Raw genomic sequence first — 24,237 nt, forward strand, 5'->3', positions numbered from 1 at the left:
GGGGTCCATGAGTATAATGGCGCGCTTCCATTTTCCCGCTCGGGAGCCCCCGCGATGCTGCGTATCAGCCAAGAAGCTCTGACCTTCGACGACATTCTCCTAGTGCCCGGTTATTCCGAAGTACTGCCTAACGAAGTCAGTCTCAAAACCCGTCTCACCCGTGGCATCGAACTGAATATCCCCCTGGTTTCCGCCGCCATGGACACCGTGACCGAAGCCCGTCTGGCCATTGCCATGGCCCAGGAAGGCGGTATCGGTATCATCCACAAGAACATGACCATCGAACAGCAGGCCGCCGAAGTGCGCAAGGTCAAGCGGTTCGAGGCTGGCGTGGTCAAGGATCCGATCACCATCGAGGCTGACGCCACGGTCCGGGATCTGTTCGAACTGACCCGCATGCACAACATCTCCGGCGTTCCGGTGCTGCACGATGGTGACCTGGTCGGCATCGTCACCTCCCGCGACGTGCGTTTCGAGAACCGCCTGGACGCCACCGTCCGCCAAGTGATGACGCCTAAAGAGCGCCTGGTCACGGTCAAGGAAGGCACCAGCAAGGACGACGTGCGCGAGTTGCTGCACAAACACCGCATCGAGCGCGTGCTGATCGTCGACGACAAATTCGCCCTCAAGGGCATGATGACCGTCAACGACATCGAAAAAGCCAAGGCCTACCCGCTGGCCAGCAAGGACGACCAAGGTCGTCTGCGCGTCGGCGCTGCGGTCGGCACCGGCAAGGACACCGGCGATCGCGTCGCCGCCCTGGTCAATGCCGGCGTTGACGTGGTGGTGGTCGACACCGCTCACGGCCATTCCAAAGGCGTGATCGACCGCGTTCGCTGGGTCAAGCAGAACTTCCCTGACGTGCAGGTGATCGGTGGCAACATCGCCACCGGCGAAGCCGCCAAGGCCCTGGCCGAAGCCGGCGCCGACGCGGTCAAGGTCGGTATCGGCCCTGGCTCGATCTGCACCACCCGTATCGTCGCTGGTGTCGGCGTGCCGCAGATCAGCGCCATCGCCAACGTCGCCGCCGCCCTTGAAGGCACTGGCGTGCCGTTGATCGCCGACGGCGGTATCCGCTTCTCCGGTGACCTGTCCAAGGCCATCGTCGCCGGTGCCTACTGCGTGATGATGGGCTCGATGTTCGCCGGTACCGAAGAAGCACCGGGCGAGATCGAACTGTTCCAGGGCCGTAGCTACAAGGCCTATCGCGGCATGGGTTCGCTGGGCGCCATGTCCCAGGCCCAGGGTTCTTCCGACCGTTACTTCCAGGACTCCTCCGCGGGTGCCGAGAAGCTGGTGCCGGAAGGCATCGAAGGTCGCGTGCCGTACAAAGGCACCCTGAGCGCCATCATCCATCAACTGATGGGCGGCCTGCGTTCTTCCATGGGCTACACCGGCAGCGCCGACATCGAAGAGATGCGCACCAAGCCGGAATTCGTGCGCATCACCGGTGCCGGTATGGCCGAGTCCCATGTCCACGACGTACAGATCACCAAGGAAGCGCCGAACTACCGCGTAGGTTAAGGCCTCCAGCAAAACGTTAATCACCGGGGCTGTTCATTCAGCCCCGAGTTGTTTCTGATTCACTACATGAGAATGAGTCATGGCCCTCGACATTCACGCTCACCGCATCCTGATCCTCGACTTCGGTTCCCAGTACACCCAACTGATCGCCCGCCGCGTGCGTGAGATCGGCGTGTACTGCGAACTGCATCCGTTCGACATGGATGACGAAGCGATTCGCGAATTCGCGCCTAAAGGCGTCATCCTCGCCGGCGGCCCCGAGTCCGTGCACGAAGCCAACAGCCCGCGCTGCCCGCAAGCGGTGTTCGACCTGGGCGTGCCGGTCTTCGGTATCTGCTACGGCATGCAGACCATGGCTGAACAACTGGGCGGCAAGGTCGAAGGTTCGGACCTGCGTGAGTTCGGTTACGCCCGCGTTGACGTGGTTGGCAAGAGCCGCCTGCTGGACGGCATCGAAGATCATATCGACGCCGACGGCCTGTTCGGCCTGGACGTGTGGATGAGCCACGGTGACAAGGTCACCAAGATGCCGGAAGACTTCCACATCCTGGCCAGCACCCCGAGCTGCCCGATCGCCGGCATGTTCAACGATGACCGCCGTTACTACGGCGTGCAGTTCCACCCGGAAGTGACCCACACCAAGCAGGGCGGCCGCATCCTGTCGCGCTTCATCCTCGACATCTGCGAGTGTGAAGCCCTATGGACCCCGTCGAAGATCGCGGAAGACGCCATCGCCCAGGTCCGCGCCCAGGTCGGCACCGATAACGTGCTGCTGGGCCTGTCCGGCGGCGTGGACTCTTCGGTGGTTGCCGCATTGCTGCACAAAGCCATCGGCGACCAACTGACCTGCGTCTTCGTCGACAACGGCCTGTTGCGTCTGCACGAAGGCGAGCAAGTGATGGCCATGTTCGCCGAGAACATGGGCGTCAAGGTGATCCGCGCCAACGCCGAAGAGCAGTTCCTGAACAACCTGGCCGGCGAGTCCGACCCGGAGAAGAAACGCAAGATCATCGGCCGCACCTTCATCGACGTGTTCGATGCCGAATCCTGCAAGCTGGACAACATCAAGTACCTGGCCCAGGGCACCATCTACCCCGACGTGATCGAGTCGGCCGGCGCCAAGAGCGGCAAGGCCCACGTGATCAAGTCCCACCACAACGTCGGTGGCCTGCCGGAAGAGATGAACCTCAAGCTGGTCGAACCGCTGCGCGAACTGTTCAAGGACGAAGTGCGTCGTCTCGGCCTGGAACTGGGCCTGCCGTACGACATGGTCTACCGCCACCCATTCCCGGGCCCGGGCCTGGGCGTGCGGATCCTCGGTGAAGTGAAGAAGGAATACGCCGACCTGCTGCGTCGCGCCGACCATATCTTCATCGAAGAACTGCGCAAGGCCGACTGGTACCACAAGGTCAGCCAGGCCTTCGTGGTGTTCCAGCCGGTGAAATCGGTGGGCGTGGTTGGTGATGGCCGTCGCTACGCCTGGGTCGTGGCCCTGCGCGCCGTGGAAACCATCGACTTCATGACCGCTCGCTGGGCGCACCTGCCGTACGAGCTGCTGGAGACCGTTTCCGGGCGGATCATCAATGAAATCGAAGGTATTTCTCGCGTGACGTATGACGTGTCGAGCAAGCCGCCGGCGACGATTGAGTGGGAGTGAGCCTGCGCCTGCTAAGGGGCCTATGCTGACTAACAAAAAAGCCCGCTAAGTTGCGGGCTTTTTGCATTTGTCGTTGAATGGATCGACGCATAACCGCTAACCGCTGGAGATGCTTTTTCTGTCAGCAATGACTGATGCCAATCGGCAGGCGGCGTACGGCGCTGTCGAAGGCTCGGTGTATCTTGCCTCTCAGTGTGATATCGTGTGAGCAGAAAATGATCAAGCCGTTTGGGGTACTCAAGCCATGAACCACAAGCTGAACACCTATGGCGTATCCATAGTAGAGAGGCCTAAAGTTAAAGCCATCAAGAAGCTGGACTTGGGTGGCGACTTGGGTAAGCAGATCGTTTATTCAGAAACCAAGCTCGTTCTCAGAACTCACAAGAAGACTTTTCAGAAGTTGGCTGACATGTAATGGAATTGATCTTCTTTCCATTTGAACGTGTCATTGAGATAAACACTCAGATCTTGACTACCGAGCCCGGCATGAAGGGGCCAGTAAATATTCCTATCTTGCAAGGCGCGCTGGCCCGAATCGACAATGCGATCGCCTATAATGGCCTCGATGATGTATTTGAAATTGCCGCCAAGTACACTGCCAGTATCGCGCAAGGCCATGCACTGCCTGATGCTAACAAGCGCACCGGGCTTGCAGTCGGCTTGGAGTACCTTTCGCTCAATGATTATGAAATTACTCTAGATAATGATCTGATAGCGGATGCCGTTAGGGATTTGGTTACCGGCGATATCAACGAGCATGATTTCGCTGATATTCTTTACTCCTGCTTCATCGCTTCTAAAAATCAGGCTTAGCCTTAGGAAGGCCTTATATGGTCTTTCGTCGTCTATTGATAACTGGGCGGGAATGAGTCAAGCGTAAATATCGGTGGCGCTGACGGCCGCGCTATTGGCTCCGGCGCCAGCTCTGAACAAAGCCTTGTGGATAACTTCCATGGGGCTTTTTTCATTTTTGAGGGTCAATTCCAGGCTTCATCTGAGAGGGAAATATCAGCTTGCTGACGTCGGTGCACAAGGCGAGTGCATCTATCTGGCATTTGGCCGGCGTGCTGGCCTGGCTGCAGACCAAGGGCAACTATTCGCTTATCAAAGGACGTGTTGGATGTGGCCCAGGTGGCGTTGCAGGTCAACGTTGCGAAAGAAGGCCTGCGGTTACCTGGCATGGCTTCCAAAGAGTTGGGCGCTTTGGTTGGGAAACAGCATGTTCAGCCTCTTCATCAGTTTGACGAGCCGGTTGTCAGGAGTAATCGTTTTTGTGCGCGGCTCCTATTATCTAATCGTTTTTTACAACCTTAACCGTTTGCTGACAAGATCAGGTGCACGACATCATTTCTGGATTGCCCGTGCTGCAGCAGGTAGGGGTGTGGGCTGAAATCGTTGATGCCGTCTCGCGGGCGTTTGAGGAGGACGGTGGAGCGGGTGCTGCTGTGATTGATCGATATCGCCCGGGAAAGCCTATCGACCGCTGAAGTTCCTTCATGCAGCTTCCCCGTCACCTTCCGCTACGATTGCCGCCTCAGCGCGACTGATTTGGTCGGGCTGACCGACGTTGTTACCTGGTATGGCTTCCGAAGAGTTGGAAGCTTTGGTTGGGTGACAGTGTTGGGGAGTCGCTGAAGTGGGATTTCCATGACATGGGAGCGAATAGACCCCAGCACTGACCTGCGCCCGCTAGCATGCCGCACTAGGTTCGGACGACCATAGGAAAGGGTTTTAGCCAACGTCAAAAGACTGGTTTAGGCATTAGAGAAACTGCGACCGAATCAAATCCGTATCGAACGGCGTTATCCCTTGATCAGGCGCAAATACCGTCTGTGCCTGTTGCGGCGAAGCCACCCGTTCTCCTCGTGCGCGTGCATGTAAATCGAACAGCGTCTCCAAATTCGGACGGGGTGTGTGCACCAAGGCCCGCAGCATCAACGATACCCCACTCAGGTTGTTTTGAACGTTGTTCCACCGCGGCGATGACGTGAGCCCCAGATCGGCCCAAATCACGCGTCGCTCCTGCAAGTCCATCACGAATGGCAGACAGATCTCGGTGTCGGATGCGATATCGAGACGGTCGATCACGGATCGCGGTTCGAATACTTCACCCGATGCCACGTCGGCACGGGCCATCCAGCCAGCGAAGCACTCGGGAAGATCGCAGTACGGTTGCTCGGTGTATGAGTTGATCGACGTGACGACGTAGCGGATACCCTTCTCGACGAGGGCATCAAGGTCGAGGTCGATGAACTCCGAAGCCCCGTGGGGCGCGTCGACGATATCGCCGCTGTGGTAGCCCCCGAACCCCTTCAGGTTGTAGTACGCGACAGTTTGCGTGAACACGAAATTGGCGTCGAAAAATGCGGCAGACAAGTCGATGTCCGTGCGTTCACTGCCGTTCTTCCACCACAGGAACAGGCGAATGAAACGCGTGTCAGGCATAGGCAACCGGCTGCCTCGCACCAGCGTACGCAGCGACTTCGATGCGGCACGTTGTGCCATCGGCACCCTATATTCGCGCAGGGCAGGGTCGATGAAACAGCGGCCTAGCGGCGGTAGTGACGCAAAACGCGTTATGAGAGCGTCCTGGCATATTCGGGCTGTGCGCGCCAACACCTCGGGTGTGAGAGGTTCACGTCGATCCTCAATGCCGTAGACTTTGGCCAATGCCCCTTTCGGCGTGAAGGCCCGCAGGGGCAGGGGGCGCGGGGCTCGTACTTGGGCCAGCACTTGCAGCAGGATGGGGGTGGACACTTGTATCGCGACGGCTTCAAACGCGTCGAGTACAGCGTCTGCTTCGCTCGCGCGGCGCAAGGTCACATCCAGCCGTCGTGCGAATTCACCGGGACGCTCCTGCAATAAGGGCGTGAGCGCGGCGATCTGACGTTGGGCAAGCATTGTTTCGACACGTGATCCAAACGAGGCCTGCGGGTCTTTGCGGCGCGCTGCCGTGATGGCGACGAGTGCTCGTGGATACTTGTCGGCGTACTCCCCCGGATGCAGTACTTCGGCCAGGCGTTTCCAGCGTTCGGTATGACGCATCACATCCTCCGCTGCGTTGGGTGCGCGATCAAGTAGGCGCAACAGCAGACGGCGCGTCGCGCGCTTCATCGCTGTGAAACGTGTCGAAGCTGTCGTCAGTGACACGTCGCCTCCATTCAGCGCGACCGCCAGTCGCAGCACGTCTGTCGCCGTTTCGACGTTTCGCTCCAGGAATGCGTCCAGCCGCGCATCGCTGGCTACATGCAGGAGCAGTGCGCCGCCAACCAATGCACGAGTCTCCCGGAACGGTACGGCTTCAGGCAACAGGCGAAACACATCGCTTTTGTACGTTCGGATAAACCAGACGACATCGGCAGTTTCCTCTTCGGCGAGCGAGGTACGCGATGAAACCAGCGGCTCGAGCAGTGACTCGAACTCGGTGACGCTGCCCGGTTCGATAACTCGGGATATGAAATTTCCTTCAAGCATTGCGGGTCGAGCGTGTTCGCTTGGTGGCAAACGCCAAAGCGTGAGGTAGTGCATGACGGCGGTAATGTATAACTCCGCCTCTGAGGCCTTCAGAACTTGTTCCGGGAAGGCAGGATAAAGCGGCCGGTGGTGCACATGAGCGCCGGTCTGCCGCCGAAGCACTCCGACAACGTCGCGCAGCCAGTGCGTGAGTTCTGCTGCCGAGAGCATGCCGAGTCGCTCGATCAGTGGCTCCGATAGCACGCATCGGAACGCCGCGACCTCCTGGACAGCCGACGCGACCTGAGCGCGCGTAGCACCGCCGGTGCCCATAGGGACGTGAACCTTGGTACGGCGACGCAGGAACAGCTCCTGATTCATGCTTGATGTTCTCCCTTGGCCGCCGTGGTGAGTGAGCTGCAGCGTCACGTCTGCAGTCGATGTAAAAACGCCTGCAAGAAGCAGGCGCGGTGTGGAGAGCGGAACCCCTAGATCATCAGAGGTTAGAAGGAAGGTGTTCCATAGCCACGCAGGCATTGTACGGATGGTGGGTTCTGCTTGTCATGTAAACACATATCTTGAAACCTGCTCGATTCTCGGCTGGCAATTTTTGTCGTGACGTGCCAATTACACAATGCGTGACCCCGTATCCACACGGCGTTTTGTCTTCACCGCCGCGCCACATCCGAAAAATAAAACTTATCCAGGGTATGCCGCGATTCGGTGTACTCGAACTGTCGGCCGTCCTGAAGAAAGGTCTGGTTACTCACCACGATCACATGGCTCTGGCCTTCAAGGTCCAGGTGTTGCTGGTCGTCCTTGGCGCAGCGGACCGCTTCGATGGTGCGCTGGGCGTAGGCGATCTGCAACTGCAGGGTCTGCTCGATAAAGGCGTAGATCGACTGCACAGCGATGTCGCGGGTCAGGCCGGGGATCACGTCGCTGACGAAGTGGTTGATGTCCAGGATCACGCGTTTGCCATCGATTCGCCGGACTCGTTTGATGCGGGTGACCTGGCTGCCTGCCGGCGGGTGCCTTGATGTGTTCAAGCAAGGCACCTTCCAACGGCAACTGGCTGAACTCGACCACTTCGGTACTGACATCGTTGCCCAGGCGCGGGTAGGTCTCCTGGAAGCTGACGATGCCGCCGAGCTGGAATTCGATGGGTTGGGTGGACAGTACGAAGGTGCCCTTGCCGTGGATCTTCTGGGCGAAGCCGCGCTCCTGAAGTTGTTCGATGGCCTTGCGCACCGTGCCACGGCTGGCCTGATAGCTGTCCATCAGTTCGGTTTTCGGAGGGCAGGCGGGCGCCTCGCTCGAGGCGTTCGGTGGTAATGCTGGTCAGCAGATCGTTGTAGATCTGGTTGTATTTACTCATGGAGAGGGCTCTGTACCGCGCTGTTCACCGGGGCGGAACCTTACGGGCCAAATGGGGGATTTGTCCATTCGGCTGTCATTATTCGCCGACAGGAGCGTAGGACGTTTCCGCGATTTTCGGGGGCTCATCATAAACAAAAACACAACTCGTCTGTACGAGTTGTTGATTTAACTCGTACAGACGAGTACTTTCTCTTCCACGTGCTGTCGACTCTCAATAACAAGAATGACGCGGAAGAAAAAAGCATGAGCCACGATTACCCCAAAATCGCCAGTGAGCTGCTGCAAAGCTTGGGTGGCGTCGAGAATATCGAGCAGGCGGCCCATTGCGTGACGCGCCTGCGCTTGTCCCTCAAGGACGCGGCCCGGGTGGACAGTGCCACGCTGAACCAGGTCGACCTGGTCAAGGGCTCGTTTTTTACCGGTGGCCTGTTCCAGGTGGTCATTGGCCCGGGCGAGGTGGAAAAGGTCTACGCCGCCCTGCGCGAACTGACCGGCCTGGCCGCCGCGACCATTGCCGACGTCAAGCGCCAGGGCGCACAGAAGGGCAACGGCATGCAGCGCCTGGTGCGGGTGCTGTCCGATGTGTTCATGCCCATCCTGCCCGCCCTGGTGATCGCCGGCCTGCTGATGGGCGTCAACAACCTGCTGGGCGCCAAGGGCATGTTCATTGCCGGGCAGACGTTGCTCGATGCCTATCCGAACCTGGACGGCGTCTGGAGCCTGATCAACCTGATGGCCAATACCTCCTTCGTCTTCCTCCCGGCCCTGGTGGGCTGGTCGGCGGCCAAGCGTTTCGGCGGCAGTGAGATCCTCGGCATCGTGCTGGGCCTGATGCTCGTCCACCCGGACCTGCTCAACGCCTGGAACTACGGCAAGGCCGTGGCGGGGTTGGAAGGCCAGAGCCTGCCGTACTTCGACATCTTCGGCTGGTTCCGGATCGAGAAAGTCGGCTACCAGGGGCAGATCCTGCCGATCCTGCTGGCGGCCTATGTCATGAGTGTGATCGAGCGATGGTTGCGGGCCAGGGTGCCCAACGCGATCCAACTGCTGGTGATCCCCATCACCACCATCGTGATCACCGGGGTACTGGCCCTCGCCATCATCGGTCCGGTCACCCGGCACCTGGGCATTCTGATCACTGAAGGCATGGTGGCGCTGTTCGACCTGGCGCCGGTGATTGGCGGGGCGATTTTCGGCCTGCTCTATGCACCGCTGGTGGTGACCGGCATGCACCACATGTTCCTGGCGGTGGACCTGCAGTTGATCTCGACCCAGGGCGGCACGTTCATCTGGCCGATGATCGTCATGTCCAACCTGGCCCAGGGCAGTGCGGCGCTGGCGGTGTTCTACATGACCCGCAATGCGCGGGACAAGAGCATGGCGTCCACCTCGGCGATTTCCGCCTATTTCGGGATCACGGAGCCGGCGATGTTCGGCGTCAACCTGCGCTACAAGTTCCCCTTCTATTGCGCCCTGGCCGGCTCGGCCCTGGGTTGTATTTTCCTGTCGTTGAACAAGATCAAGGCCTCGGCGATTGGCGTCGGGGGGCTGCCGGGTTTCATTTCGATCGTGCCTGACTACATACCGATGTTCGTGGTCGGCATGGTCATCGCCATGAGCGTGCCCTTTGCCCTGACCTGTGCATTGAGCATGAAGATCGTTCGGCCGGGGTATCGGGTGGCCTGAGCCCTGTGGGAGCCGGGCTTGCCCGCGATGAGGCCTGTAAGGCCGGTACAAACAGACTGAAGGAAACGCACATGCAAGACTGGCAACGCTCGGTGATCTACCAGATCTATCCCAAGAGTTTCTACAGCCATGGCGGCCAGGCCACCGGTGATTTGCTGGGGGTGGTGGACAAGCTCGACTACTTGCACTGGCTGGGTGTGGACTACCTGTGGCTGACGCCGTTCCTGCGTTCGCCGCAGCGGGACAATGGCTACGACATCAGCGACTACTACGCCATCGATCCCAGCTACGGCACCATGGCCGACTGCGAATTGTTGATCGCCGAGGCGCGCAAGCGCGGTATCAAGCTGATGCTCGACATCGTGGTCAATCACACCTCCATCGAGCATCCCTGGTTCCAGGCCGCCCGCAGCAGCCTCGACAACCCGTACCGCGATTTCTATATCTGGCGGGACCAGCCGAACACCTGGGAGTCCAAGTTCGGCGGCTCGGCCTGGGAGTACGAAGCGCAGACCGGCCAGTATTACCTGCACCTGTTCGACCATACCCAGGCCGACCTGAACTGGGACAACCCCCAGGTGCGCGCCGAAGTGTTCAAGATGATGCGTTTCTGGCGGGACAAGGGGGTAGGGGGCTTTCGTCTCGATGTGATCAACCTGATCTCCAAGCCAGCCGACTTCCCTGACGACCACACCGATGGCCGGCGCTTCTACACCGACGGCCCCAACGTGCACCGCTACCTGCAGGAAATGCATCGGGAAGTCTTCGAGGGTTTCGACCTGATCAACGTCGGTGAGATGTCGTCCACCAGCCTTGAGCACTGTGTTCGTTACTCCTGTCTGGCTTCGCGCGAACTGTCGATGACCTTCAATTTCCATCACTTGAAGGTGGATTACCCGAACCTGCAAAAGTGGGTGCGGGCCGACTTCGATTTTCTCGAGCTCAAACGCATCCTGTCCGACTGGCAGGTCGGCATGCAGGCCGGTGACGGTTGGAATGCGCTGTTCTGGTGTAACCATGACCAGCCGCGGGTGGTGTCGCGGTTTGGTGATGACGGTGAATACCGCGTGCCTTCGGCGAAGATGCTCGCCACGGCGTTGCACTTTCTCCAAGGCACGCCGTTCGTGTACCAGGGCGAGGAATTGGGCATGACCAATCCGGGCTTCGAGCACATCGAGCAATACCGCGATGTGGAAACCCTGAACATCTATCGCCTCAAGCGCAACGCCGGCGTATCCGAAGCCGAGGCCATGGCACCGATCATGCAGAAGTCCCGTGACAACGGGCGCACGCCGATGCAATGGAATGCTGGGCCGAACGCGGGTTTCAGCAGGGTCGAGCCCTGGATTGGCGTGCCGGCCAACGCCGCTTTCATCAATGTCGAGCAACAACAAGAAGACGCGACCTCGGTGTTGCATTACTACCGTGAGCTGATCGCCCTGCGTCGCAGCGAAGCCTTGATCCAGGACGGCGTCTACCGCCTGCTGCTGCCTGAGCATCCGCACGTGTGGGCGTACCTGCGCGAAGGGCAGGGGGAGCGTCTGCTGGTCGTCAGCCATTTTTATGGGGGCGACTGCGAGGTGGAACTGCCCGAAGGGATTCTCACCCATGACACGAAACAACGCTGGGTGATCGGCAACTACGAGGCCGGCGAACACCGATACCGACGGCTGCGTCTGCGGCCCTACGAGTCGTTCGTGCTGCACTTGAGCGACTGAATAAAAAACTTCCCCTGACCCAGGCTCTGCCTGACAGCGAACACGTTGCGCCAGACGCATCGTGGGCCCTTTGTCGTCAACCAAACGGCAAATAGGGGGAAGTCATGGAGCAAAAAAACAATAAGAAACAATGGAGAGGCGTATGAAAACAATAATAAACCGTGGCCTGGCCGCGTCCTGTATCTGCCTGGCGCTGCCGTCCTCGGTTCAGGCGCTGGAATTTTCCGGTTATCTGCGTAGCGGCGTCGGCAGCGCGACCAATGGCCGTTCCCAGTCCTGCTTCCAGCTACCCGGGGCGCAGACTAAATATCGGTTGGGTAACGAGTGCGAGCAGTACGGGGAACTGGAGCTGCGCCAGGACCTGTTCACCCTCGACGATGGCTCGGTGTTGAGCGTGGACGGCATGGCATCGCTGTACAACCGCTATGACCGCACGCCGACTTTCCAGGGTGAAAACGGCTCGGCCCGCATGCCGCAGATGTATGCCCAATGGTCGAACATGCCCAGCCTGAACGGCGGGTCGTTGTGGGCCGGTCGGCGTTACTACAAACGTAACGACATCCATATCTCGGATTTCTACTACTGGAACCAGAGCGCCACCGGTGGTGGGATCGAGGACGTGCTGATCGGTGGGCTGAAATACAGCTACGCCTTCTCGCGCAAGGACAACCTGTACCAGAAAGACCCGGTCAACCGGCATGACTTCAACGTCGCCGGTTTCAATACCAACCCCGGCGGCGAGCTGGAATTTGGCCTGAGCTTCATCGACCGGGCGGACCGTCGTGACGCCCATCGCGGTTGGGCACTGACTGCCCAGCATGTGCAGCAGGACTTCCTGGGCGGCAAGAATAAACTGGCCTTGCAGTACGGCGAGGGCCCAGGCACCGGGCTGGGGTATACCGGCGATACCGGGCTGGACGACAGCAACAAGAGCTATCGTCTGGTGGAGTTTTTCGATTGGCAGGTCACGCCGCGTTTTGGCGGGCAGGTGCAGGCGGTGTACCAGAAGGACATCCGCCCCGACGGCGCCGACCAGGACTGGGTGTCGTTGGGCGTTCGCCCGGCGTACGCCATCACCGACCAGTTCAAGCTGGTGGCCGAACTGGGCCACGACCAGGTGCAGGCCAGCGATGGAACACGCAAGCTGAGCAAATTCACCTTCGCGCCCACCTGGTCGCCCAAGGGCCCGGAATTCTGGGCTCGCCCGGAAATACGGCTCTATTACACCTACGCCAGTTGGAACGCGGCGGCCCAGCGAGCAGCCAATGAACTGGCTGCTGGCTCGGCGCTGTCGGACACCGGTGCGTTTGGCGGTGCGCGACATGGTTCCAACGTGGGCCTGCAGGTCGAATATTGGTGGAAATGACCCGTGTAGCGCGGGTCGCTGATCGCTGCGTGCCCGCGATGCGAAAAGAATAGACAGCAGCAGGTGAAGTCATGAACACAACGCAACCTTTGCAATTGCTCGCACCGCTGTCCGGGGTCCTGATGCCTTTGGACAGTGTGCCGGATCCAGTCTTCTCCAGCCGTGTGGTGGGGGATGGCATCTGCATCGATCCGACCTCGCAGACCCTTTGCGCGCCGCTGTCCGGCGTCATCGGCACACTTCAGGACAGCGCCCATGCGGTGAGTATCACCGCTGACAACGGTGTCCAGGTACTGATGCACATCGGCCTGGACACGGTCAACCTGGCGGGTAAGGGCTTCACCTCGCGGGTGGCAATGGGGCAACGGGTCGAGGCCGGCCAGCCGCTGATCGATTTCGATGCCGACTACATCGCCTTGCATGCGCGCAGTCTGTTGACGCTGATGCTGGTGGTCAGCGGCGAACCCTTCCGCCTACTTGTGGACGAGGCGACTTGCGTCGAAAGCGGCACGCCGTTGTTGCAGGTACGCTCAGGTGAGCAAGGGGCGGTTGATGAGGCGCAGCAGGGCTCGGTGCTGTTTTCCCGGCCGCTGATCGTGCCCAATGAAAGCGGCCTGCATGCCCGTCCTGCCGCGGTGCTCGCCCAAGCGGCCAAGGGGTTCGAGGCCACTATTCAACTGCATAAACAGCAAGCCAGCGCCAACGCCAAGTCCCTGGTGGCGATCATGGCGTTGCAGACGGCCAAGGGTGACCGCGTGCAGATCAGTGCCGTCGGCCCCCAGGCCGGGCAGGCCATCGAGGCGTTGGAACAGTTGCTGCTGTCGGGATGCGGCGAAACGGTGCAAGCGCCGCTGGCGTTGGAGCCGACCATGACCGTCGAACCGTCGCTGCCCAGCCGGCTGCGGGGCGTCTGCGCGTCGTCCGGTTCGGCGTTTGGCGAAGTGGTCCAGATCGCCTCCCAGGTGTGGGACATCGACGAGGCGGGCGGCGGCATCGAGGCTGAGCAGGCGGCCCTGGATCAAGCATTGGAGCAGGCGACGCAAGCCTTGAAGGCTTTGCAGGACGAGGCGGCGGGCAGCGTCCAGGCGCAGATTTTTCGGGCCCATCAAGAGTTGTTGGAAGACCCCACCTTGCTGGAGCAGGCCCAAGCCTTGATCGCCGAGGGCAAGAGCGCGGCATTCGCCTGGAAAACCGCCACCGAGGCGAGCGCCGCGCTGTTCCAGCAATCGGGCAGCGCTTTGCTGGCCGAGCGCGCAACGGACCTGGCCGATGTCGGGCAACGGGTGCTCAAGCTGATCCTGGGGGTGCAGGACAACGCCTGGAACCTGCCTGAACAGGCGATCCTGGTGGCCGAGCAACTGACGCCGTCCCAGACCGCCAGCCTCGACACCTCACGCATCGCCGGTTTCGTCACCGTGGGCGGCGGCGCTACCAGCCATGTCGCGATCCTGGCCCGTGCGCTGGGCCTGCCCTCGTTGTGTGGCGTGGCGCAATCCGTGCTGGCCCTGGATAACGGCACCCGGGTGTTGCTGGACGCCGACGGCGGCGAATTGCACGTCAATCCGGAGCAGGTCCTGATCGAGCAACGTCAGGCCGCGGGTGACCGGCAGCGCCAGCGACATCAGCGTGACCTGGAACAGTCGGCCCTGGCGGCTCGGACCCTTGACGGCCATCGCGTCGAAGTCAGTGCCAATGTTGGGTCGCTGCGGGACGTGGAGCAGGCCATGGCCCTGGGAGGCGAAGGCGTGGGACTGTTGCGCTCCGAACTGCTCTATCTGGATCGCGTGCACCCACCTGGCCATGACGAGCAAGCGACCCTCTACAGCGCCGTCGCCCGGGCGCTTGGGCCTGAGCGCAACCTGGTGGTTCGCACCCTGGACGTGGGCGGCGACAAGCCGCTGGCCTATGTACCGATGGCTCATGAGGCCAACCCATTCCTGGGCATGCGTGGTATTCGCCTGTGCCTGGAACGGCCGCAGTTGCTGCGCGAACAGTTCCGGGCAATTCTTGCCTGTTCGGGGTTGGCACGGCTGCACATCATGTTGCCCATGGTCACGCAATTGGCGGAGCTGCGCCTGGCGCGGCAGATGCTGGACGAAGAGGTCCGCCACCTGGGACTCAAGCAGGCGCCGAAGCTGGGCATCATGATCGAAGTGCCGGCGGCGGCGCTGATGGCCGACCTGTTTGCCCCTGAAGTGGATTTCTTCTCCATCGGCACCAACGATCTGACCCAATACACCCTGGCCATGGACCGTGACCACCCGCGTCTGGCCAGCCAGGCCGATGGCCTGCATCCCTCGGTGTTGCGCCTGGTCGCCCGTACGGTCGAAGCCGCTCGCGCCCACGGCAAGTGGGTTGGGATGTGTGGCGCGCTAGCCTCGGAACCCCTGGCGGTGCCGGTGTTGTTAGGGTTGGGCGTGGATGAATTGTCGGTCAGCGTGCCGCTGATTCCGTCGATCAAGGCCTGCGTGCGTGAATGGAGCCTGAGCGAGTGCCGCACGCTGGCTCAACAGGCCTTGGCCCAGGAAAGCGCGGAGCAGGTGCGTGACCTCCTGCGTACTCACTCATCCACCGCCAACCCGGCCACCTTGGCCACGGAGCATTGAACATGTTCGACAAACTACAACAGGCTTTCTGGAAAGCCCTGACCCCGGACCTGGTACCCGAAGAGCCCAAGCAGTCGCCAGCGGTTGAAGGGCTGGCGCCAGCCATCATCGCCGCGTTGGGCGGCGCGGAAAACCTCAAGTCCCATCAACCCGTGGCCTTGACGCGGCTGCGGGTAGAACTGCGGGACGTAACGCGGATCGATCGGGCCGGGTTGAGCGTCGCCGGTGTGATGGGGGTGATGATGCTGGACAACGGCGTGGTGCATCTGATTACCGGCTTGCAGGGCTGACTTTTTGGGGGCTGCTGCGCAGCCCAGTGAGTGCCACAAAAGCGGTTTGCCACGAGGGAGATCGATGGGAGTTCCTCACGCGTTCTATACTCCTGGCACCCATTGCGGCAAACGATATGCCGCAATAAGGAGCCTGCCATGAATGACACTCAAAAACTCGCCGCCTTGCGCATCGTTTTGGTCGTGGTCGGTCTGATTGCCGTCTTCGCGATCTGGCCGTTGATGATGCTGTGGCCGTCCGGCTGGGCGTGGCACAGCGGCCATTCCGACTATCCGCTGATGATCGTCGGAATTTACGCGACGCTCGGCGTGTTCCTGCTGATGGCGTCTCGCGAACCGATGAAACACCTGAGCCTGATCTGGTTCACCGTGTGGTCGAGCGTCGTGCACGGCGCGATCATGGCGGTGCAGTCGTTTGGCGTCGGGATGGACGGGGCGAGCCAATACGGCCATCTATTGGGCGATGTGCCCGCGTTATTCATCGTCGCGGTGGCGCTGGCATTTTTTACACCGCGGGGCGAGAAAGCGTGTTTGCTGCCTGATTGACCCCGGGTGGGGCGGTAATCAAAAGCCTTGTGGATAACTTCCATGAGGCTTTTTTCATTTTAGCTGGCCTTACTGTTTCTCATCTGCGGGTGTATCGTATTCGCCTTTTGCGGGCCCCATGGTCCGTCGCAGATTCAAGAGGTGGTCGCTTCATGTCCTTTACCCGTCGCCAAATACTCGGTGGCCTGGCCGGTCTTGTTGTCGTTGGTGTGGGTGCAGGCGGCGCGTCGCGGTACTGGCTGGGCAAGAGGGCCGACGCCGAAGCTGGTCATGATTATGAATTGATCGCCGCGCCTCTGGACGTCGAACTGGTGGCCGGGCACAAGACCCAGGCCTGGGCGTTTGGTCCTTCGGCGCCGGGCACCGAGTTGCGGGTGCGCCAGGGCGAATGGTTGCGGGTACGCTTCATCAACCATCTGCCGGTCGCCACCACCATCCATTGGCACGGAATCCGTTTGCCGCTGGAGATGGACGGCGTGCCGTATGTTTCGCAACTGCCGGTGCTGCCGGGCGAGTATTTCGATTACAAGTTCCGCGTGCCGGACGCCGGCAGCTACTGGTATCACCCCCACGTCAACAGCAGCGAAGAACTCGGGCGTGGACTGGTGGGGCCGTTGATCATCGAAGAGCGCGAGCCCACCGGCTTCAAATATGAACAGACCCTGAGCCTCAAGAGCTGGCATGTGGATGAGCAGGGCGAGTTTGTCGCGTTCAGCATTCCCCGCGAGGCGGCGCGTGGCGGTACGGCCGGGCGGCTGGCGACCATCAACGGCGTGCCCCAGGCGGTGATTGACCTGCCGGCCGGGCAGATCACCCGGGTGCGTTTGCTCAACCTCGACAACACCCTGACTTACCGCATCAACATCCCCGGCGTTGAAGCGCAGATCTATGCGTTGGACGGCAACCCCATCGAACCGCGCCCGCTGGGCAAGGAATACTGGCTTGGCCCAGGCATGCGCATTTGCCTGGCGATCAAAGCGCCGCCGGCCGGTGAAGAGTTGTCGTTGCGCAATGGCCCGGTGCGCCTGGGGACTTTGCGTTCGGTGCCCAACAGTGACGCACCGACCCAGTGGCCACCGGCACTGCCCGCCAATCCGGTGTCCGAGCCGGACCTGGCCAATGCCGAGAAACTCAACTTCAATTTCGAATGGGTCGGCTCGGTGTCGGTCAATGTCGACAACGGCAAGCCGCCAAGCCTCTGGCAGATCAACGGCAAGGCCTGGGACATCACCGACAAGACCTGCGCCGACCGGCCGATCGCCACGCTGAAGAAAGGCCAGAGCTACATTTTTGAATTGAAGAACATGACCCAGTACCAGCACCCGATCCATTTGCACGGCATGAGCTTCAAGGTGATCGCGTCGAACCGGCACAAGGTCGTGCCGTATTTCACTGACACGTACTTGCTGGGCAAGAACGAGCGGGCGCAGGTGGCGCTGGTGGCGGATAATCCAGGCGTGTGGATGTTCCACTGCCATGTGATCGATCACATGGAAACCGGCCTGATGGCCGCCATCGAGGTGGCGTGATGCGTCAGATTCGCCCCGCCAAAATCATCGACCGCAGCCGTGACCAGGACTTCATGCGCGAAGCCCTGGCCCTCGCCGCCCAAGGCGCCGCCCTGGGCGAAGTGCCGGTGGGCGCGGTGCTGGTGCAGGACGGCGAGATCATCGGGCGCGGCTTCAACTGCCCGATCAGCGGCCACGACCCCAGCGCCCACGCGGAAATGGTCGCCATCCGCGCCGCCGCCCAGGCGGTGAGCAACTATCGCCTGCCCGGCAGCACCCTCTACGTGACGCTGGAACCGTGCAGCATGTGCGCCGGCCTCATCGTCCACTCGCGCATCGCCCGGGTCGTCTACGGGGCTTTGGAACCCAAGGCCGGTATCGTCCAGAGCCAGGGGCAGTTTTTCAGCCAGGGTTTCCTGAACCATCGGGTGATGTTCGAGGGCGGGGTGTTGGCTGAGGAGTGCAGTACGGTGCTGAGTGAGTTCTTCAAGGCCCGAAGAGCCAAATCCTCAGACTGACGCTGTCCCCCACTGTGGGAGCGGGCTTGCTCGCGAAGGCGGCGTGTCAGTCACATAGATGTTGAATGGTCCGACGCCATCGCGAGCAAGCTCAGCTCCCACATGGGGTCCCGGGTGTCCACAGACCCTGCGTTCACCACAATCCCTGTGGGAGCTGAGCTTGCTCGCGATAGCGGTGGGTCTGCTTGCATTCATGTTGAATGTGTTGCCGCCATCGCGAGCAAGCCCGCTCCCACATCGATCTTCAGTGGCCACCAGATTTTCGTACGCCGCGAATTCCCTGTGGGAGCTGAGCTTGCTCGCGATAGCGGTGGGTCAGCTTGCATTCGTGTTGAATGTGCTGCCGCCTTCGCGAGCAAGCCCGCTCCCACAGTGGGATTTGTGGTGCCTGGGCGATTTATTTCCGCGCCACAATCACCGCCCGCCTCGGCGCCGGCAGCCCTTCGATGGTTTTGTTGTGGTCGGCGGGATCGAGGAAGTCGCTTAGCGACTGATACTTCATCCACTCGGTGCTGCGCTGTTCTTCCACGGTCGTCAGGCTCACGTCCACGCAACGCACGTCACTGAACCCGGCGCGGCGCAGCCAGCGTTCCAGGGCCGGGACCGACGGCAGGAACCACACGTTGCGCATCTGTGCGTAGCGGTCCTCGGGCACCAGCACCTGGTGTTCGTCGCCTTCGATCACCAGGGTTTCCAGCACCAGTTCGCCGCCCTTGACCAGGCAGTCCTTCAAGGCGAGCAAGTGTTCGATCGGCGAGCGACGGTGGTAGAACACGCCCATGGAAAACACCGTGTCGAAGCCCTCCAGTTCAGCTGGCAGCGCCTCGAAGGGGAATGGCAAATGCCAGGCGTTGGGCTGCGACAGGTAGCGCTGCACCGCCTGGAACTGGCAGAAGAACAGCCAGTTGGGGTCGACACCGATCACCGTGTCCGCCCCGGCGCCGAGCATGCGCCACATGTAATAACCGTTGCCGCAGCCTACATCGAGGATGCGCTTGCCTTTGAGATCCAGGTGCGGGGCTACCCGTGACCACTTCCAATCCGAGCGCCATTCGGTGTCCACGTGCACGCCAAACAGGTCGAAAGGCCCTTTGCGCCAGGGTGACAGGCCCATCAACGCGGTACGCATTTGCCCACGGGTTTCGTCGGAACAATCGGCGTCTAGCGTCAGCCCGTTCAGCAGGTCGACGGTGGTGGGTTGCAACACCGGCAGCGCATCGAGCGCGCTTTGCCAACGCTCCAGGTCGCCGTGGCCCTTTTCCATCTTGCTGTCGAGTTGCGTCTGCAGCGTCGCGGCCCAATCGGCCAGGGGCGTGCCGGCCAGATGGCGGGCGAGGGGGGACAGATCAATCATGGCAGGGCAATCAACGAGGCGAAGTTAAGACACTGGAACCACGGCACGACTTTCGAGAACCCGGCCGCCAAGAGGCGCTCGCGGTGCTCCTCGAGGCTGTCGGGCTTCATGACGTTTTCGATGGCGCTGCGTTTCTGGGCAATCTCCAGCTCGCTGTAACCGTTGGCGCGCTTGAACGCCACGTGCAGGTCGGTGAGCAGGGCGTGTTCCTCGGCATCGTTGAAACGCAATTTTTCCGACAGGATCAGGGCACCACCCGGCAACAGGGACTGGCGAATGCGGCTCAACAGTGCGGTGCGCTGGTCCGGCGCGATGAATTGCAGGGTGAAATTCAGGGCCACCACCGAGGCCGGCTGGAACGTCAGGGCGAGGATGTCACCTTCGATCACTTCAACCGGCAGCAGCTCCTGGAACATCGAGTCCTGGCCGTTGAGGTATTCGCGACAACGCTCGACCATGGCCGCCGAGTTATCCACAGCGATGACACGGCAACCGTCGGTGCGCACATGGCGACGCAGGGCCTGGGTCACCGCACCGAGGGACGAACCCAGGTCATAGAGCACGCTGCTTGGCTGGGCGAATTGCGCGGCGAGCACGCCGAGGTTTTCGACGATGGTCGGGTAACCCGGCACCGAACGCTTGATCATGTCCGGAAACACCCGCACCACGTCCTCGTTGAAGGCGAAGTCCGGCACTTGGGCCAGGGGTTGGGCGAATAGGCGATCGGGATCTTTGCTCACGGCGGTTCCAGCGGCATGGGTGGTGAAAAGGCCGGCATTTTAACCAAAAAACCTGCGGGAGCGAGCTTTGTGGGAGCAAGGCCCTGTGGGAGCAAGGCTTGCCCGCGATAAAGGCACTGCGGTCTATAGCAAGACCGCATTATCGTTCATCGCGGGCAAGCCCTGCTCCCACAGAGCCTCGCTCCCACATTGATCTTTGTTCAGTGCCGCTTTTGCGGGAACGCCGACGCTGTAATGCCCCATTGGCCCAGCCAGTAACTGATGATGATCAGGTAAGGCGCGGCATGGAAGGGCTGCACGAACCGGTTGATGCCGATCAGGCTGTCGGAAAACACAAACGCCAGGGCCCCGGCGGCGGCCAGCCACGCCGAACGCTTGGGCACGTCGGTGCCCCGCCGGGCCAACGCCCGCCAGAGCATGGCGCTGATGACCAGGCCGTAGACCACCACCGGCACCAGCAACGGCCCGAGACCGCTCGACACCAGAATCCCCAACAGCACCGCGCCGATGCCCAAGGCCAGGGCCAATGGCAGCAGCGCCGGACGACGACAGTCGCTGAGGTAGGCTTTCAGGTAGGCCAGGTGCGCCAGCAGAAACGCGCCGAGACCGAACACGAACAGGTCCCCCGGCCAGGCCAGCAGCACATCGCCCACCAGTGAAAAAATCAGCCCGAGGCTGATCCAGCGCCGATAGTCGCTGGGCGGTGCATCGTGCAGCCAGCCGAGCAGGGCCAGCACGGGCATGGGCTTGACCAGCAGGCACAGCAGCGTGGCATGCATGGCCAGGCCGTACAGGTAGGTGGCCGCACCCATCAGTGCGAGGATCAGCCAACCCACGGTCAGTTCACCGCAATGGCGCAGTCAAAGGTTTCCACGGGCGGTACTTCTGGTGCCCAAGGCTGTTGATAAGTCAGGCGCAAGCGCCCGGTGCCGGCGCTGAACGCCTGGAAGCGCCAGGTCGACACGCCGGCGGCGCCCACGATGCCGGCGTCTTCCGGGTTGCGATAGACCTCCGGCCCCAAGCCTTTCAACACACCGCCGGCCGAATCCTGGATCGCCCAGCGATAACCGGTGGTGGGGTTGCTCGGCAAGCTCAAAATCAGGTTCTGCCCGTTATTGAGCCGCACCGGGCACTGGCTCAGTTTTTCCACGGTCACGTTGCGTCCGCTTTGCGTGGCGCAGGCGCTCAGCAGGGCGAGGCTGAGGGGGACGAAGAGGCGGGTGAGGGACATAAGGGCTCCGGCATTCACGACGAACGGCGAGCATAACCGAAGATGCTACTGGGTGTGTCAGGTGGGAAGGTGTTGTCTGTCAGGGCCCCATCGCGAGCAAGCTCGCTCCCACAGTGGATTTGTGTCGTTCACAAAATTTGTAATCCACACGAACCCTGTGGGAGCGAGCTTGCTCGCGATGGGGCCGGAACAGTCGCTACATAATTATCAGAACAGCACCTTGGCCACATCCGCAAACCGCTTGGCAAAGTGCACCGTCACACCTTCCTTGAGGTAGTCCGGCAATTCTTCAAAGTTGCCCCGGTTGGCTTCCGGCAGGATCAGTTCATTGATTTTCTGCCGGCGCGCGGCGATGACTTTCTCGCGCACGCCACCAATCGGCGGGACGTGCCCGGTGAGGGTCAGCTCGCCGGTCATGGCCACGCCTTTTTTCGGCGGCTGGTTGCGGGCCAGGGACAGCAAGGCGCTGGCCATGGTCACACCGGCACTCGGGCCGTCCTTGGGTGTGGCGCCTTCCGGTACGTGCAGGTGAACAAAGGCTTCGTCGAAGAACTTCGGATCGCCGCCAAATTGCTTCAAGTGCGAACTGACGTAGCTGTGGGCGATCTCCGCCGACTCCTTCATCACCTCTCCCAGTTGCCCGGTCAGCTTGAAGCCGCGATTGAGGGTGTGGATGCGCGTCGCCTCGATCGGCAAGGTCGCGCCGCCCATGCTGGTCCAGGCCAGGCCGGTAATCACCCCGATGCCGGACAACACCTGCTCATTGCGGAACACCGGTTTGCCCAGGGACGCCTCTAAGTCCTTCGGCCCAAGCTTGATCACCGCTTTCGGGTCGTCGATCAGCTTCATCACCGCCTTGCGCACCAGTTTGCCCAGCTGTTTCTCCAACTGCCGCACCCCGGCCTCACGGGCGTAACCGTCGATCAGGGCCTTGAGGGCGCTGTCGTTGATGCTCAGGCTGCCCTTGGACACACCGGCCTTGGCCAGTTGCTTGGGCCACAAGTGGCGCTTGGCGATGGCGACTTTTTCTTCGGTGATGTAGCCCGACAGGCGAATCACTTCCATCCGGTCCAGCAGCGGGCCGGGGATCGAGTCCAGGGTGTTGGCGGTGCACACGAAGAGCACTTTCGACAGGTCCAGGCGCAGGTCCAGGTAGTGATCGAGGAATTCGACGTTCTGTTCCGGATCAAGGGTTTCGAGCAAGGCCGACGCCGGGTCACCTTGGTAGCTCTGGCCCATCTTGTCGATTTCGTCGAGCATGATCACCGGGTTCATCACTTCGACATCTTTCAGCGCCTGCACCAGCTTGCCCGGTTGGGCACCGATGTAAGTGCGCCGATGGCCCTTGATCTCGGCTTCATCGCGCATGCCGCCAACGCTGAAGCGGTAGAACGGCCGGCCCAGGGATTCGGCGATGGACTTGCCGACACTGGTCTTGCCCACGCCCGGCGGGCCCACCAGCAGCACGATGGAACCGCTGATCTCGCCTTTGTAGGCGCCAACGGCGAGGAATTCGAGGATGCGGTCCTTGATGTCGTCCAGGCCGGCGTGGTGCTGGTCGAGCACCTTGCGCGCATGCTTGAGGTCGAGCTTGTCCTGGCCATACACGCCCCACGGTACCGAGGTCGCCCAATCCAGGTAATTGCGGGTGACGGCGTATTCCGGCGAGCCGGTTTCCAGGATCGAGAGTTTGTTCATCTCTTCTTCGATACGCTTCTGCGCCTGGGCCGACAACGTTTTGCCTTCCAGCCGCTGCTCGAATTGTTCGATGTCGGCGCTGCGGTCGTCCTTGGTCAGCCCCAGTTCCTGCTGGATGACCTTGAGCTGTTCCTTGAGGAAGAATTGGCGCTGGTGTTCGCCAATCTTGTTGTTCACCTCGGCGGAAATCCCTTTCTGCAACCGCGCCACTTCGACTTCCTTGCGCAACATCGGCAGCACTTTTTCCATGCGCTTGAGCATGGGCACGCAGTCGAGCACTTCCTGCAGCTCATTGCCGGTGGCGGAGGTGAGCGCGGCGGCAAAGTCAGTCAGCGGCGAAGGGTCGTTGGGGCTGAAGCGGTTGAGGTAGTTCTTCAGCTCTTCGCTGTACAGCGGATTGAGCGGCAGCAGTTCCTTGATCGCGTTGATCAGCGCCATGCCATAGGCCTTGACCTCGTCGGTCGGCTCGCTCGGCTGGTGCGGGTATTCGACTTCCACCAGGTACGGTGGGCGATGGTGCTTGAGCCAGGTGCGGATGCGCACGCGAGTCAGGCCCTGGGCGACGAATTGCAGTTTGCCGCCTTCCCGGCTGGCGTGGTGCACCTTCACCAGCGTGCCGTACAGGGGCAGTTTCGAGGTGTCGAAATGGCGCGGGTCTTCCTGGGGCGAGTCCATGAAGAACAGCGCCAGGGAGTGGTGATCGGACTTGGCCACCAGTTCCAGGGTCTCGGCCCACGGTTCTTCGTTGACGATGACCGGCAGTACCTGGGCCGGGAAGAAGGGGCGATTGTGGATGGGGATGATGTAGACCTTGTCCGGCAGGTTCTGGCCGGGCAGCGCCAGGCCGGTGCCGGAGGAGGTGTGTTCGATGTGTTCGGAGTCAGCGTAGTCGTTAGTGGCTTCAGTAGAGTGCTGGTCGCTCATGGGGCACCTGCGCAATGGGGTATGGGTCTTAGATGGGG

17 protein-coding genes and 2 pseudogenes are annotated in these 24,237 nt (G+C 61.2%); 12 read left to right on the forward strand and 7 right to left on the reverse strand.

The annotated features are described in order from the left end of the window. Positions 1-54 precede the first annotated feature (54 nt). The 4 genes and pseudogenes from guaB to PSH84_RS09740 all read left to right on the forward strand — a co-directional run. The gene (guaB, locus tag PSH84_RS09720; RefSeq protein ID WP_122568796.1) at positions 55-1,524 is read left to right on the forward strand and encodes an IMP dehydrogenase; all 1,470 of its coding nucleotides are present in this window, start codon (positions 55-57) and stop codon (positions 1,522-1,524) included. A 79-nt stretch (positions 1,525-1,603) separates the two neighbouring features. After that, positions 1,604-3,181 (forward strand): glutamine-hydrolyzing GMP synthase, encoded by a 1,578-nt coding sequence (gene guaA / locus PSH84_RS09725; protein WP_210642979.1) that lies wholly within the window; start codon positions 1,604-1,606, stop codon positions 3,179-3,181. Positions 3,182-3,595: 414 nt separating this feature from the next. After that, the gene (locus PSH84_RS09735) at positions 3,596-3,994 is read left to right on the forward strand and encodes a type II toxin-antitoxin system death-on-curing family toxin (RefSeq protein WP_305469843.1); all 399 of its coding nucleotides are present in this window, start codon (positions 3,596-3,598) and stop codon (positions 3,992-3,994) included. 212 nt (positions 3,995-4,206) lie between these two features. Next, positions 4,207-4,393: pseudogene (locus tag PSH84_RS09740) on the forward strand (DNA-binding protein); the annotation flags it as partial. Positions 4,394-4,942: 549 nt separating this feature from the next. Here the strand turns inward: PSH84_RS09740 and PSH84_RS09745 are convergent. Together PSH84_RS09745 and treR are read right to left on the reverse strand one after the other, a co-directional pair. After that, complete coding sequence (locus tag PSH84_RS09745) at positions 4,943-7,015, reverse strand: TerD family protein (protein WP_305469845.1); 2,073 nt, start codon at positions 7,013-7,015, stop codon at positions 4,943-4,945. Between the two features lie 287 nt (positions 7,016-7,302). Beyond that, positions 7,303-8,012: pseudogene (gene treR, locus PSH84_RS09750) on the reverse strand (trehalose operon repressor). 245 nt (positions 8,013-8,257) lie between these two features. On the opposite strand from treR, the gene treP reads away from it, so the two are divergent. The 8 genes from treP to tadA all read left to right on the forward strand — a co-directional run bounded on the left by treP (position 8,258) and on the right by tadA (position 18,252). Next, on the forward strand, positions 8,258-9,700 hold the full coding sequence (treP, locus tag PSH84_RS09755; RefSeq protein ID WP_122568791.1) for a PTS system trehalose-specific EIIBC component: 1,443 nt from the start codon (positions 8,258-8,260) through the stop codon (positions 9,698-9,700). Between the two features lie 71 nt (positions 9,701-9,771). Continuing rightward, positions 9,772-11,418, forward strand: coding sequence for an alpha,alpha-phosphotrehalase (gene treC, locus PSH84_RS09760; protein WP_305482753.1), 1,647 nt, complete (start codon positions 9,772-9,774; stop codon positions 11,416-11,418). A 142-nt stretch (positions 11,419-11,560) separates the two neighbouring features. Further along, complete coding sequence (locus tag PSH84_RS09765) at positions 11,561-12,784, forward strand: maltoporin (RefSeq protein ID WP_122568789.1); 1,224 nt, start codon at positions 11,561-11,563, stop codon at positions 12,782-12,784. Positions 12,785-12,855: 71 nt separating this feature from the next. Next, entirely contained in the window at positions 12,856-15,390 is a 2,535-nt protein-coding gene (ptsP, locus tag PSH84_RS09770) for a phosphoenolpyruvate--protein phosphotransferase (protein WP_305482755.1), read from the forward strand. A gap of 2 nt (positions 15,391-15,392) precedes the next feature. Beyond that, positions 15,393-15,680, forward strand: a complete 288-nt coding sequence (locus tag PSH84_RS09775) for a PTS sugar transporter subunit IIB (RefSeq protein ID WP_122568787.1) — start codon at positions 15,393-15,395, stop codon at positions 15,678-15,680. Positions 15,681-15,818: 138 nt separating this feature from the next. Beyond that, positions 15,819-16,226 (forward strand): DUF6632 domain-containing protein, encoded by a 408-nt coding sequence (locus tag PSH84_RS09780; RefSeq protein ID WP_305482756.1) that lies wholly within the window; start codon positions 15,819-15,821, stop codon positions 16,224-16,226. Positions 16,227-16,378: 152 nt separating this feature from the next. Beyond that, positions 16,379-17,755, forward strand: a complete 1,377-nt coding sequence (locus PSH84_RS09785) for a multicopper oxidase family protein (RefSeq protein WP_072408147.1) — start codon at positions 16,379-16,381, stop codon at positions 17,753-17,755. Further along, positions 17,755-18,252 carry a tRNA adenosine(34) deaminase TadA gene (tadA, locus tag PSH84_RS09790; protein ID WP_122568785.1) on the forward strand — a complete coding sequence of 166 codons (498 nt, stop codon included), beginning with the start codon at positions 17,755-17,757 and terminating at the stop codon, positions 18,250-18,252. The genes PSH84_RS09785 and tadA overlap by 1 nt, the downstream gene beginning before the upstream one ends. Positions 18,253-18,649: 397 nt before the next feature. Here tadA and cmoB read toward each other — a convergent pair whose 3' ends face one another. The 5 genes from cmoB to lon all read right to left on the reverse strand — a co-directional run bounded on the left by cmoB (position 18,650) and on the right by lon (position 24,199). Next, positions 18,650-19,606: a tRNA 5-methoxyuridine(34)/uridine 5-oxyacetic acid(34) synthase CmoB gene (gene cmoB / locus PSH84_RS09795; protein ID WP_305482759.1), complete on the reverse strand. Its 957-nt coding sequence runs from the start codon at positions 19,604-19,606 to the stop codon at positions 18,650-18,652. Continuing rightward, positions 19,603-20,346, reverse strand: a complete 744-nt coding sequence (gene cmoA / locus PSH84_RS09800; RefSeq protein ID WP_122568783.1) for a carboxy-S-adenosyl-L-methionine synthase CmoA — start codon at positions 20,344-20,346, stop codon at positions 19,603-19,605. The genes cmoB and cmoA overlap by 4 nt, the downstream gene beginning before the upstream one ends. Before the next feature lie 200 nt (positions 20,347-20,546). Continuing rightward, a complete protein-coding gene (locus PSH84_RS09805) occupies positions 20,547-21,182 on the reverse strand; it encodes a lysoplasmalogenase (protein WP_305482761.1) in 636 nt (211 codons plus the stop codon). A 2-nt stretch (positions 21,183-21,184) separates the two neighbouring features. Beyond that, entirely contained in the window at positions 21,185-21,577 is a 393-nt protein-coding gene (locus PSH84_RS09810) for a protease inhibitor I42 family protein (RefSeq protein WP_305482763.1), read from the reverse strand. 207 nt (positions 21,578-21,784) lie between these two features. Further along, on the reverse strand, positions 21,785-24,199 hold the full coding sequence (lon, locus tag PSH84_RS09815) for an endopeptidase La (RefSeq protein ID WP_305482765.1): 2,415 nt from the start codon (positions 24,197-24,199) through the stop codon (positions 21,785-21,787). Positions 24,200-24,237 lie beyond the last annotated feature (38 nt).

Origin of the sequence: Pseudomonas beijingensis (assembly GCF_030687295.1) — a bacterium.
Classification (GTDB): domain Bacteria; phylum Pseudomonadota; class Gammaproteobacteria; order Pseudomonadales; family Pseudomonadaceae; genus Aquipseudomonas; species Aquipseudomonas beijingensis.

Bases quoted from the DNA above. Each gene is read 5' to 3' on its own strand.
- guaB (WP_122568796.1), top strand. From the start codon at position 55: ATGCTGCGTATCAGCCAAGAAGCTCTGACCTTCGACGACATTCTCCTA.
- guaA (WP_210642979.1), top strand. From the start codon at position 1,604: ATGGCCCTCGACATTCACGCTCACCGCATCCTGATCCTCGACTTCGGT.
- PSH84_RS09735 (WP_305469843.1), top strand. From the start codon at position 3,596: ATGGAATTGATCTTCTTTCCATTTGAACGTGTCATTGAGATAAACACT.
- PSH84_RS09745 (WP_305469845.1), bottom strand. From the start codon at position 7,015: ATGAATCAGGAGCTGTTCCTGCGTCGCCGTACCAAGGTTCACGTCCCT.
- treP (WP_122568791.1), top strand. From the start codon at position 8,258: ATGAGCCACGATTACCCCAAAATCGCCAGTGAGCTGCTGCAAAGCTTG.
- treC (WP_305482753.1), top strand. From the start codon at position 9,772: ATGCAAGACTGGCAACGCTCGGTGATCTACCAGATCTATCCCAAGAGT.
- PSH84_RS09765 (WP_122568789.1), top strand. From the start codon at position 11,561: ATGAAAACAATAATAAACCGTGGCCTGGCCGCGTCCTGTATCTGCCTG.
- ptsP (WP_305482755.1), top strand. From the start codon at position 12,856: ATGAACACAACGCAACCTTTGCAATTGCTCGCACCGCTGTCCGGGGTC.
- PSH84_RS09775 (WP_122568787.1), top strand. From the start codon at position 15,393: ATGTTCGACAAACTACAACAGGCTTTCTGGAAAGCCCTGACCCCGGAC.
- PSH84_RS09780 (WP_305482756.1), top strand. From the start codon at position 15,819: ATGAATGACACTCAAAAACTCGCCGCCTTGCGCATCGTTTTGGTCGTG.
- PSH84_RS09785 (WP_072408147.1), top strand. From the start codon at position 16,379: ATGTCCTTTACCCGTCGCCAAATACTCGGTGGCCTGGCCGGTCTTGTT.
- tadA (WP_122568785.1), top strand. From the start codon at position 17,755: ATGCGTCAGATTCGCCCCGCCAAAATCATCGACCGCAGCCGTGACCAG.
- cmoB (WP_305482759.1), bottom strand. From the start codon at position 19,606: ATGATTGATCTGTCCCCCCTCGCCCGCCATCTGGCCGGCACGCCCCTG.
- PSH84_RS09810 (WP_305482763.1), bottom strand. From the start codon at position 21,577: ATGTCCCTCACCCGCCTCTTCGTCCCCCTCAGCCTCGCCCTGCTGAGC.
- lon (WP_305482765.1), bottom strand. From the start codon at position 24,199: ATGAGCGACCAGCACTCTACTGAAGCCACTAACGACTACGCTGACTCC.